This window comes from Cupriavidus sp. 05N38 (assembly GCF_056397345.1).
In genome coordinates this window covers 15,670-27,289 of record NZ_JBFTNF010000076.1, presented here as the reverse complement: position 1 = coordinate 27,289, position 11,620 = coordinate 15,670, and the positions used below count along the sequence as shown (strand labels likewise).

Annotated in this window: 10 protein-coding genes; 6 read left to right on the top strand and 4 right to left on the bottom strand. The window is 64.0% G+C overall.

The features are described 5' to 3' along the window. Nucleotides 1-19 precede the first annotated feature (19 nt). On the bottom strand, nucleotides 20-1,342 hold the full coding sequence (locus AC1DK4_RS35025; protein WP_441622688.1) for an ABC transporter substrate-binding protein: 1,323 nt from the start codon (nucleotides 1,340-1,342) through the stop codon (nucleotides 20-22). 117 nt (nucleotides 1,343-1,459) lie between these two features. Further along, complete coding sequence (locus AC1DK4_RS35020) at nucleotides 1,460-2,479, bottom strand: LacI family DNA-binding transcriptional regulator (protein WP_441622686.1); 1,020 nt, start codon at nucleotides 2,477-2,479, stop codon at nucleotides 1,460-1,462. A 620-nt stretch (nucleotides 2,480-3,099) separates the two neighbouring features. Here AC1DK4_RS35020 and AC1DK4_RS35015 point away from each other — a divergent pair. Genes AC1DK4_RS35015 through AC1DK4_RS35000 form a run of 4 tightly spaced genes read left to right on the top strand, consistent with a single transcriptional unit; the run spans nucleotide 3,100 to nucleotide 7,251 of the window. Further along, nucleotides 3,100-3,951, top strand: a complete 852-nt coding sequence (locus AC1DK4_RS35015; protein ID WP_441622684.1) for an ABC transporter substrate-binding protein — start codon at nucleotides 3,100-3,102, stop codon at nucleotides 3,949-3,951. 28 nt (nucleotides 3,952-3,979) lie between these two features. Beyond that, the gene (locus AC1DK4_RS35010) at nucleotides 3,980-5,488 is read left to right on the top strand and encodes an amino acid ABC transporter permease/ATP-binding protein (protein WP_441650138.1); all 1,509 of its coding nucleotides are present in this window, start codon (nucleotides 3,980-3,982) and stop codon (nucleotides 5,486-5,488) included. Then, entirely contained in the window at nucleotides 5,472-6,815 is a 1,344-nt protein-coding gene (locus AC1DK4_RS35005; protein ID WP_477132091.1) for an amidase, read from the top strand. The genes AC1DK4_RS35010 and AC1DK4_RS35005 overlap by 17 nt, the downstream gene beginning before the upstream one ends. Nucleotides 6,816-6,849: 34 nt before the next feature. Beyond that, nucleotides 6,850-7,251, top strand: a complete 402-nt coding sequence (locus AC1DK4_RS35000) for an ectoine synthase (RefSeq protein WP_477132090.1) — start codon at nucleotides 6,850-6,852, stop codon at nucleotides 7,249-7,251. A 134-nt stretch (nucleotides 7,252-7,385) separates the two neighbouring features. Here AC1DK4_RS35000 and AC1DK4_RS34995 read toward each other — a convergent pair whose 3' ends face one another. Continuing rightward, nucleotides 7,386-8,063: a GntR family transcriptional regulator gene (locus AC1DK4_RS34995; RefSeq protein ID WP_441622678.1), complete on the bottom strand. Its 678-nt coding sequence runs from the start codon at nucleotides 8,061-8,063 to the stop codon at nucleotides 7,386-7,388. 19 nt (nucleotides 8,064-8,082) lie between these two features. Continuing rightward, nucleotides 8,083-8,928 carry an urea carboxylase-associated family protein gene (locus AC1DK4_RS34990; RefSeq protein ID WP_441622676.1) on the bottom strand — a complete coding sequence of 282 codons (846 nt, stop codon included), beginning with the start codon at nucleotides 8,926-8,928 and terminating at the stop codon, nucleotides 8,083-8,085. Between the two features lie 970 nt (nucleotides 8,929-9,898). Here AC1DK4_RS34990 and AC1DK4_RS34985 point away from each other — a divergent pair. After that, on the top strand, nucleotides 9,899-10,468 hold the full coding sequence (locus tag AC1DK4_RS34985; RefSeq protein ID WP_441622674.1) for an aminodeoxychorismate/anthranilate synthase component II: 570 nt from the start codon (nucleotides 9,899-9,901) through the stop codon (nucleotides 10,466-10,468). 92 nt (nucleotides 10,469-10,560) lie between these two features. Beyond that, a complete protein-coding gene (gene trpD, locus AC1DK4_RS34980) occupies nucleotides 10,561-11,589 on the top strand; it encodes an anthranilate phosphoribosyltransferase (protein ID WP_477132096.1) in 1,029 nt (342 codons plus the stop codon). Nucleotides 11,590-11,620: the final 31 nt, after the last annotated feature.

Here is an 11,620-nt window from a genome sequence, read left to right as displayed (position 1 = left end):
ATGCCCGCTCGTCTCGGTTTCAGTTCTTTCCTTCCGCCTTGAACACCTTGTTCCAGTCCTTCACCAGCAGGTCGAGCGCCTCCTTCGCCGTACCCTTGTCGGCGACGACGTAGTCATGCACGCGCTTCTGCATGTCGAGCAGGAGTTCGGCATAGGCAGGCTCGGCCCAGAAGTCCTTGACGATTGCCATCGACTTCAGGAACGCCGGCGCGAAGGGCTGGCTCTTGGGAAAGTCAGGCGCATCGACCACCGACTTGGCCGCCGAGTAGCCGCCCAGCTCCCACCACTTCTTCTGCACCGCGGGCTGGGCAAACCACTTGATGTACTCGAGCGCATCGGCCTTGTGATCCGAATAGGAGACCACCGAGATGCCCTGCCCGCCAAGCTGCGTGAACTGCTGCACCTCTTTCGGATTGACGAAGAAGCCGATCTTGTCGCCCCCCACGTTCGGGTCCTTGTAGAGGCCGGGGAAGAACGCGAACCAGTTCATCTGCATCGCCACCTGCCCGGACTTGAACGCGTCGAGCCCTTCCTGCATGTACGCGTTGGTCATGCCCGGCGCGGTGCAGCACTTGTACAGCGCCTTGTAGAACTCCAGGCCCTTGACCGCACCCGGCGAGTTGACGAAGCCCTCGAGGCGATAGGGCTTCTTCGGGTCCTGGTACTGGAAGCCGAAGTTATAGAGCACGTTGGTCACGCCCATCGTGATGCCCTCGGAGCCGCGTTCGGTGAAGATATACGCGCCGTACACGGTCTTGCCGTCGATCTTGCGCCCCTGGAAGAACTCGGCGGTCTGCTTGAGCTCATCCATCGTGGTGGGCGGCTCCAGTTCCCTCTTGTACTTCTGCTTGAACTCCGCGCGCAGCTCCGGCCGCGCGAACCAGTCCTTGCGATAGGTCCAGCCCACCGCGTCCGCCATCGCGGGCAGGGCCCAGTAGTTGGGCGTGTTCTTCGGCCATTCGGCATACCCCACCACGGTGGCCGGCACGAAGTCGTTCATCGAGATATTGTTCTTCGCGAAGAAATCGTTGAGCTTGACGTAGTGGCCGTTCACCGCCGCGCCGCCGATCCACTGGCTGTCGCCGATGATCAGGTCGCACAACTTGCCGTGGGAATTGAGTTCGTTGAGAAACCGGTCCGCATAGCTGGTCCAGGGCACGAACTCGAATTTCATCTGTATGCCGGACTTGGCCGTAAAGTCCTTCGACAGCTCGACCAGCGCGTTGGCCGGATCCCACGCCGCCCAACATAGCGTCAATTGCTTCGCCTGCGCGTGCGCGCCGGTTGCCAGTCCCAGTGACAAGGCGGCCGCCGCCATCACCCTTGCTAATAGACGTAACATTTGTCTTCTCCTTTTACTTCCCAGTTGTCTCCATTCCTGCTGACAAGCAACGTCCATGCGCCGGGCGCTGTATTTCGGCTCTGGCAAATTCAAGCGTCAGTCCGGGTGTCGCGAGCATCAGGCATGCGCATTCTCACGAAGATAGATTCGGGTTTCCGGCGTGGGGATCGCAAGCGCCCCGCGCACATCGTTCAGGAAGTCCACCGCGGCAAGACCCGCGCGATGCACGATGCCGCGCACGTCCTGGTCCAGGATCACATCGATCGCGCGCCCGGACAGTTGCTCGCGCGTGTCCGCCGTGCGCTCGTGGCCGATCAGGAAGATGCGGGCCTTGTCGCCGGAATCCTGCAAGGCCGAGGCAATGCCGCGGATGCCGCCGCCGGTGACGTAGATGCCGACCAGGTCGGCGTGACGCGCCAGCAAGCCCTGCACGGCCAGGTCGGCGCCGTCGTCGTCCTCGGTGAAGTCCGGCTCGGCGATGCCGCGCAGATTGCGGAAATCCTCCTCCAGCACCTGCGAAAAGCCGGTGCGCCGCTCCACCTGGTCATGCAGGCGCGACGACCCCGACAGCACGGCGACCGAGCCGATCCGCGAGCCGAGAAAGCCGCCCATCAGCAGCCCGGCCGTGCGCCCCGCAATGCGGTTGTCCACGCCGATGTAGGCGGCGCGGCGGCTGCCCGGCAGATCGGAGAACGCCGTGACGACCGGCACGCTCGCGTCGCTCAGTTCCTCGATCAGGCGGCCGACCCACGGGTAGTCGAGCGGCACCAGGACCAGCGCGTCGTACCCCGCCGCCTGCTCGGCAAAGCGCGACGTGTCGCGCTGGCTGGCGAAGTCGCAGCGGTAGAACGAAGGGATGACGCGGTGCTCGCGAAAGAAACTGGCAGACAGCGCGATGTCGCGCTCGACCTGGTCGAGGAAGCGGGAATTGATCTGCGGGAGGACGAATGCAATGCGAAACGCAGCCGCCTTCGGCGGGCGCCCGCGGCTGGCCCGTTCGTCACGCAGGTCCGCGAGGGCCTGGTGGACGCGGGCAGCCGTCTCGGCACGCACGGAGGCATCGTCGCGCAGCACACGATCGACCGTGGCGACGCTGACGCCAGCCCGGCGCGCAATCATCATACGTGTCGCCGGCATGGTCTCCTCCAGTGCCGAGATACGGTTCACTTTGTATGTCTAAGGTAGTTTTCCGGACGCCAAATGCAAGCATTTTCGCGAGGATAAATGCGTCATTTGCTGACGTCATTTCCGCTGCAATCCGGGGGCGGGATGCAGCCGGCAGCAACGGACATCGGTCGAGGCTCGTGATGAAAAATGCACAACCTTCGGGCCGCGCGTGCCGTGAAGAAGCGAAGGTTTTCAAAGCGCGTCCGGCGACAGTAATGGCCGGCCGCATCGTATTGGCTAGCCGGTGCGGGCACCGGCACCACCAACGCCATATCCGGGACCCGCGAGCGCAGTTTGATGCCCCGGGCCCGGCGTGATCGGCCAGGTGATGCCGGTTGGCATGGTGTGGGGTACGTGATCGCGTTCGGCGCTTATCTTCCCGCCCTGCTCCGAAAGGCCTTGGTGAAAGGAGTCCCCCCACGGGCTTGTGMCGCCGTCTGTCGATGCGCTAGGGAAAATACCCATTTCTCCTGCTTATCCACTGTCCCAGAATCATCGAAATTGTTCAACAATCCTCGGCAGCAAAATGCCTCTCGGTGCAAGGAAGACCGAGTTTTTTGCGGGTTCCAGTGCGTTCAGCAGGAGTAATCATGTCCACTTCGACCTTGGCGTCGTCGCGGCGCCGACGCACGGCCGCCGTGGCCGCGCTGATCTTGTGCGCGGCCTCCACATGGGCGCTTGCCGCCTCCACCATCAAGGCCGACAGTCTGACGATCGGCTCGGACCTTACCTATCCCCCCTATGCCTACATGGAGGCTGGCAAGCCTGTTGGCTTCGATGCCGACTTCTCCCGTTTGCTGGCGGCCAAGCTGTCGCTCAAACCCGTATTCGTGGATACCCGCTTTCCTGACCTGATCCTGGGGATGCGTGCGCGCCGTTTCGATGCGATTGCTTCGGCGCTCTACGTGACGTCGGAGCGCTCGAAGCTGATCGATTTCATTCCCTACCTGAAGACGGGCGCGTCTCTGGTGGTGCTGGCGGCAAGCCCGTATGCGCCGCCGTCGCCCGAGGCGCTTTGTGGCAAGCGTGTGGCATCGATCAAGGGCGCCTCCTGGACGCCCAAGCTGCGCAAGGTGTCGCGCGAGACTTGCCGGCCGAAGGGCGAGGACGAGATCAAGGTGCTGGAGTTTCCTACTTCGCCCGAGGCCATGATGGCGCTGCGTTCGCAGGCAGCGGACGTCATGATCGAGGATGCGGCCGTGGTCCACGGCATGCTTGCGCAGTCGCAGAACAGCTTGAAAGTCACCTCCACCTCGCTGCTTTACCCCATCGTGATAGGGCTGGGTCTCCACAAGGAGGCCCAGCAATTGCAGGGCGAGCTAAAGATGGCTTTGCAGCGCGCCCACGATAGCGGCGAATACCAGGCCTTGCTCACCCGCTACGGGCTTGAAGCGCCTACCGCCGCAGAAGTCCAGAGCGCGCTCATCGGCACGAGCCAGTAACGCCGCAGCGGAAGGGGAGGCAGGACAAATGCGTTTTGATTGGGACTATACCGTCAGCTTGTTCTGGGATGCCGATTTCTGGCATGCATGCTGGGTAGTGGTGAAACTGAGCACGGCCACCTGGTTCGTCGGGGTCGCGGCGGGCTTTCTGCTGGCGCTGGGCAAACAGGCGAAGAACCCTGTGCTCAGGCGTCTGGCAGGCTTGTATATCTGGTTCTTCCGCAGCCTGCCTTTGCTGGTGCTGCTGGTGTTCATCTACAACCTGCCCCAGGTCTTCCCCGCGACTGGCGCCGTGCTGGGCGACCCGTTCTACGCGGGCCTGGCCGCGCTGGTGGCGAGCGAGACCGCGTTCATTGCGGAGATACACCGCGGCGGCATTCTCGGCGTACCGCGCGGGCAGATCGAAGCGGGCCGCGCGCTGGGCATTCGCTACACCGGCATACAACGCATGGTGGTCATTCCACAGGCGTTGCGCATTGCCCTGCCGGCGCTGAGCAACGAGTTCATTACCATCGCCAAGCTGACATCGCTGGTGTCGGTGATTTCTCTGGCCGAGATCCTGCTGGTGGGGCAGCGTTTGTACACACAGAACTTTCTGGTGTTCGAGACCATGCTGGCGGTCGCGCTTTACTACGTGCTGATCGTCACCCTGTTCGACAAGCTGTTGGGTTGGCTGGAGTCGCACATGAACATCCTGCGCCGCGCGCCCAAGCCCCTGGCATTGGATGCGGAAACCCGGCGTCAGGTGCAGGAGGGGATGGCCCAGCCCACGCTGACCGCCAGCGGCAACGCGGCGGCACTGGAGGTGCGGCAGGCGCGCAAGCGCTTTGGCGACCACGAGGTGCTCAAGGGCATCGACTTGCGGGTCAGGGCCGGCGAAGTCATCAGCATCATCGGTCCGTCCGGTTCGGGCAAGACCTCGCTGATACGTACACTCAACGGCCTGGAGACGTTGGATGGCGGTCAGGTGCTGCTACACGGCAAGCCATTCCTGGGGTCGCCCGAGACCGGCACCACGGCCGCACAGGGGGACCGCATCCTGGACATCGGCATGGTGTTCCAGAGCTTCAACCTGTTCCCGCACAAAACCGTGCTGCAGAACGTGATGCTGGCGCCCGCCTACCACCGTCGGGGCAAGCCGGCCTCATTGCGGCGCGAGGCGCTGGTACTGCTCAACAAGGTGGGCATGCTCGACCACGCCCATAAATACCCGCACCAACTCTCCGGCGGCCAGCAGCAGCGTGTGGCGATTGCCCGGGCCCTGGCCATGCGGCCATCCATCATGTTGTTTGACGAACCCACGTCGGCGCTCGACCCCGAGTTGGTCGCGGAAGTGCTCAAGGTGGTGGAAACGCTGGCGCGCGAAGGGATGACGATGCTGATCGTGACGCACGAGATGGCCTTTGCCTTCAAGGTGTCCGACCGAGTGGTCTTCATGGAAAACGGTCGCATCCTTCTGGATTCCCCGCCCGCCGCCGTGCAGGCAAGCCAGGATGCGCGTATCAAGGACTTTCTGAGCCATGTCCATGTGTCCTGAACGCACGGGCACGCATGCCGGCGCGTTGACGCAATGCCTGCGGAATATCGAGGCCTATCCCACTAGCGCGTCGAGCGCTTTGCTGGCCCGCCGCGACGACGACGCGCGGCGTGAAGCCCATGCGCGCGATGCGATGGCACGGCTGTCTGGACATGATGCGCCGCTGGCGGGCGTGGTGCTGGGCGTGAAGGCCTGCTTTGACGTGCGCGGATGGGTCACCCACGCGGGATCGCAGGTGCTGGCGGACGCTCCTGCCGCAAGCGAGGACGCGGCGCTGGTGCGCGCGTTGCGGCAGGCGGGCGCGGTGCTGCTGGCGCAGAACAACATGACCGAGTTCGCCTATGGCGCGCTGGGCTTGAACCCCTGGTTCGGTACGCCGGTATCGCCGTTGCCCAGCGACGTGCCTCGCGTGGCCGGCGGTTCAAGTAGTGGCGGCGCAGTGGCGGTGGCGCTGGGCATGGTGAGCCTTGCGCTCGGTTCGGACACCAGCGGCTCCGTCCGGATTCCGGCCGCGTTCTGCGGCGTCGCGGGTTTCAAGCCTTCGCGGGGCCGTTACGACGATGCGGGCATGATGCATCTGTCTCCCAGCTTTGACGTTCCCGGGGTGATCGCCGCGGACGTCGCGCAATGCTTGCGGGTGGATCAGGCCCTGGCGCCGTGGGACCGCTCGGCGCCGACTGCCGGCACATCGCTGGCGCGAACATCGTTCGTGATACCGGACCACCTGGATGATGAACTGGAGCCTGGGGTACGGCACGTGTTCGCAACATGGATGGAGCGCCTGGGCGCGGCGGGCGCCGTGTTGCGCCGCGCGCCCATGCCCAGCCTGCCGTTGGCCGGCAAGGTGGCGCGGGAGGGAGGCATCATCGCGGCGGAAGCCTACGCCCTGCATGCCGGCCGGCTGGCTGCCAAGGCGTCGGCCTATGACCCTCGCGTGGGGCCGCGCATGCTGCTGGGCGCGCAGGTGCCGGCCCACGCCTATGCGCTTGCCCAACAACGGCTGCTTGCCCTGGGCAGGCAGTACGAAGACGAACTGGGCGGCGCCGATGCCGTGCTGACACCCACCGTGCCGATGCTACCGCCGTCGCTGGCCGAACTGCGTGACGACAGCACGTACCTGAGCAAGAACGCCAGGGCGTTCAGCCTGACCGAATTTGCGAACCGCCTGGATCTGCCCAGCATTTCCCTGCCGGGCGACCTGAATGCCAGGCAGGCAGTGGGGCTACTCGTGACGGGCCGCACCAGGCGCGACGGTGGGCTGCTTCAGATGGCGCGCGCGATCGAGTGCGTGCTGCGTCCCGGGACGCAGCCCATGTCGCGGCATTGAGTCATCGTCACTACTTTTCCTCTGGAGCGTCTCCATGATCGTCATTCACAGCGAAGACCTGACCGATACCGAACGCCATGCCCGGGGGCCCGGTTGGGAAAGCAGGCGCATCGTCGTCAAGCGTGATGGCATCGGCTATYCGGTACATGAAACCCGAGTCTTTGAAGGCGCGGAACTGCACCTGCATTACAAGCACCACTACGAGGCGAACTACTGCATGGCCGGCGAAGGCGAGGTGCTGGACGTGGCCAGCGGCGCCGTGCATGCCATCAGGCCGGGCACGCTGTATGCGCTGGACAAGAACGACAAGCATGTGTTGCGGGCGACCAAGGGCGACCTGCGGTTGGTGTGCATATTCAACCCGCCCTTGAGCGGGTGCGAGACACATCGCGAAGACGGCAGCTACGCGGAGCCGGAGGATGCAACGCCGACGTGAAGCCGGTCGTGTGCAACCCATCAAGCGGACAGGGTGTGGTGGCCGGATTGCCCTGGCATCCGGCACCGCGTGATGGGTGACGCGCGCTTGATCTCCGGTGGCATGCCGCCAAGCCTCCGCACCCTACCTCTGCCCTACTTGGCTGGCTGGTTTTTCAGGCGTGTAAGCACGGCCATCAGGGTGCGCTCGGAATCGTCGAGGTAGGCTGACAGGGCTTGTGCCGCTTCTCCGCGTTGGTCGCGCACCAGCAGGTCATGAATCCGGTGTTCACGCTCGATCCAGTCGGGTGTCTGGATGCGACTTTCATCGGCCTCCGAGGCAAACACCAGGCGTAGCTGCGCGCACAGTGTGCGAAAGAATTCGTCCAGCAATCGGCTGCCCAACTGCGCCACGATGTGCTGGTGAACTTGCAGGCTCAGCGTGCCGACATGGCGCCAGTTCTTCTTGGCCAGCGCGCGTTCGGCGGCATGGATGGCGGTGAGCATCTTGTCGAGCAGGGCGGGCTGCAAGGGTAGATCGCCGTTGATGGCTTGCAGCTCCAGTGCGCGGCGCGCGGCATAGATTTCGCGCAAGTCCTTGCGTTCCATGCGCCGCACGACAACGCCTTTGTGGCGGATAAACGTGGCCAGGCCCTCCCGTCCCAGTTGGTGCAGAACTTCGCGGACGGTGTTGCGCGAGGCCCCGTAGAGGGCCGCCAGGTCCACCTCGACCAGTTGCGTGCCCGGAGGGAGCTTCCCTCCCATGATGTCGTCGCGCAGTTGATGACTGATGCGCTCGGCGATTGAGATCCCGTTCTCGCGTTCTGCAGGCATGAAGGTGTGGCTCCGGTTGTTATTTCCACTCGATCTTTTCGGGGTGCAGTCCGTGGACGCCCTTATACGGGGAGACTTCGGGTGAGGCCCAACCTTGAAGCAAGGCGGGATCCAGCTCATAGACCTCGACGCCCAACGGCCGGCACACGTCGATGGGATCGCGCGCATCCGGTCCCCACATCGGCACGGAGAGATCGCCGCCCGGGCAGGTGGACAACGCACACAGCAGGTCCATTTCCGCGAAGCACTCCAGGTAGTCGCCTGGCTTGGCGGGGCACGCCTTCATGAAGTACTTGTCGTCGTCGTTCAGGCCCGTTACCTGGAATACGTTGAGCACGTCATGTACATCGAACTCCGTCAGGCCATGCGGTGCCACCGCGCGTGTCAGGTTGGAGTGGCAGTGGAAGTGGAAGTCCTCGCCCGTCAGCAGCTTGTTGACGTAGGGGTCGCAGCGGGTGCCCAGCAGGTCATGCACGCGGCCGCCATCGCCATCCTTGCCGTAGTCGGCCAGCGTGTCATCGGTGATGGTGACCATGGGACGCAGGTACGGCAGCGTGGACCAGAGTCGGTCATACGTACTGACATGCGCCTGCTGTAGCTGCCGGGTACGGGAGGCCCACATGCGCTCGCGCGGATTGTGCAGATTCCACATATTGAAGTCCGCGACCTGGGGGCCTTCCAGGGTCACGATGCGAAAGACGTGGCCCGCGGGGACCTTCCAGGCAAAGCCGCTGCGGATGGGGACAACGTGGGAAGCGATCAGCTTGCGCTGGGACGCATCGGTGGCGATGGCACGGTAGAAGTCCCGGTCCACATGCAATACCGAGCCCTTGCTTACCTGGTACGCCGCAGGGTAATTCGACATGGTCTGCCTCCTGAAATCATCTTGGCTTTGCTGGCAATGATTGTTGAACAATCAATCGCCAGTATAGGGCAGGAGTCGTGCGTTGCGGGCGCTCTTTCTGAGGGCTGCCGTGGCGTCGGCCGAGTGTCGCCTGGTGCGGTCAGCGGCGGGCGGATCGCTGACCAGCCCGCGCGGGACATACCAACAACGAAAGGATGCGGCACATCTGCCAAGTCCTCCGGCGCACCGGCAGCAAATAGTTTGCTGTTCGTTTTGTAGTTCCTCGTTTCTGCCCCGGAGGCATCCTTTGCCTGGCGTGGAAGAACGGCGTTACCGATTTGCCGTCTCCACACCTGGGCGAACGCACAAGTGCAGACGGGGCCGCCATGGAGACGGGCGCCGACCCCGCCACAATGGCGAAAAATAGGAATCGACGAGACGACAAAATCGACGCTACAATCACGCGTGTGTTTGATCAGGCATGGCCGTCGACCATGTCCCGTTTTCCCCTCTATGGCTAGGTAGCATGACCTGCATCGCAACGAACCGTTTCGCTCAGTGGTGGCGCTTCCAATAGGAAGCGGCACGTCGTTGCGGTTTGAAACCGAACCCTGCCGCCATCATCGGCAAGCAGGTTTCCAGGACCCCGATAGCTCACCGATGTGGCGGCTCCAATCTCTAGGAGATCGCCCCATGCCAAGCAAGTCTTCCCTGTACTGCAAACCTGCTCCAGGACGCCCGTTGCGCGCGTTCCGTGGCCGGGCTTGGCGTGCCGCAGCGGCAGGCATGGCATGGCCCACTTCCAGCGCCTGGCATGCCGCTCCGGCATTGCCTGCAACGGCCATGGATTGCCGTGGGCTCTCCGACACGCTGAGATCAGCACCCGCGGATGCCTTCGGTCGCCCTTTTGCTACCGCTGTGTATATCAAGGCGCATATCAAACAGTAGTTGCTAGAATTTTCCCCTTTAAAATCAAGTAATTAGGTGTGATATGCTGCTGATGATCGACAACTACGATTCGTTTACCTACAACATCGTCCAGTATTTCGGCGAGCTCGGTGCCGACGTGCGCACCTATCGCAACGACGAAATCACCCTCGAGGAAATCGAGGCGCTGGCGCCCGACCATATCTGCGTCTCGCCCGGACCGTGCAGCCCCAGGGAAGCCGGCATCTCGGTGGCAGTGCTGCAGCACTTCGCCGGCCGCGTGCCCCTGCTGGGCGTGTGCCTTGGCCACCAGGCCATCGGCGAAGCCTTCGGCGGCAAGGTGATCCGCGCCAAGCAGGTGATGCACGGCAAGGTCAGCCGCATCGAGACCACGCAGGAAGGCGTGTTCGCCGGGCTGCCCAGGCATTTCGACGTGACGCGCTATCATTCGCTGGCGATCGAGCGCGAGACGCTGCCGGATTGCCTGGAAGTGACGGCCTGGACGCCGGACGGCGAGATCATGGGCGTGCGCCACAAGGAGTTCGACATCGAAGGCGTGCAGTTCCACCCCGAGTCGATCCTGTCCGAGCACGGCCACGCGCTGCTGGCCAACTTCGTCAAGGCGCGCCGATGAGGCGCACCGACACGCCCAGCGCGCCCACGCCGGCCAGCGGCCACCCGAGACTTCACGCGAACGCCGAAGAACAACACCAGACCGAGACCGCCATGTCCATCACGCCCCAGGAAGCCCTCACCCGCTGCATCGAACACCGCGAGATCTTCCATGACGAAATGCTGCACCTGATGCGGCAGATCATGCAGGGGCAGATGTCCCCGGTGATGGCCGCGGCCATCCTGACCGGGCTGCGCGTGAAGAAGGAAACCATCGGCGAGATCTCCGCGGCCGCGCAGGTCATGCGCGAATTCGCCAACAAGGTGCCGGTGCAAGACCGCGAGAACTTCGTCGACATCGTCGGCACCGGCGGCGACGGCTCGCATACCTTCAATATCAGCACCGCCTCGATGTTCGTCGCGGCCGCGGCCGGCGCGCGCATCGCCAAGCACGGCAACCGCGGCGTGAGCTCCAAGTCGGGCAGCGCGGACGTGCTGGAAGCGCTGGGCGTCAACATCATGCTCACGCCCGAGCAGGTCGGCCACTGCATCGAGCAGACCAGCATCGGCTTCATGTTCGCGCCCACCCACCACCCGGCCATGAAGAACGTGGCGCCGATCCGCAAGGAAATGGGCGTGCGCACCATCTTCAATATCCTGGGCCCGCTGACCAACCCGGCCGACGCGCCCAATATCCTGATGGGCGTGTTCCATCCCGACCTGGTCGGTATCCAGGTGCGCGTGATGCAGCGCCTGGGCGCCAAGCACGCGCTGGTGGTCTACGGCAAGGACGGCATGGACGAGGTCTCGCTCGGCGCCGCCACGCTGGTCGGCGAGCTCAAGGACGGCGAGGTGCGCGAATACGAGATCCACCCCGAGGACTTCGGCCTGTCGATGATCTCCAACCGGGGCCTCAAGGTGGCCGACGCCACCGAGTCCAAGGAAATGCTGCGCGAGGCGCTGACCGATGTGCCTGGCACCCCGCGCGAGATCGTCTCGCTCAACGCCGGCGCCGCGCTGTACGCCGCCAACGTGGCCAGCTCGATCGAGGACGGCATCCGCCGCGCACGCGAAGCCATCGYCAGCGGCGCCGCGCGCGAGAAGCTCGACCAGTTCGTGCGCGCCACCCAGCAGTTCAAGTAAGCCGGGCCGCGAGCCGCGCCGACACACCGCA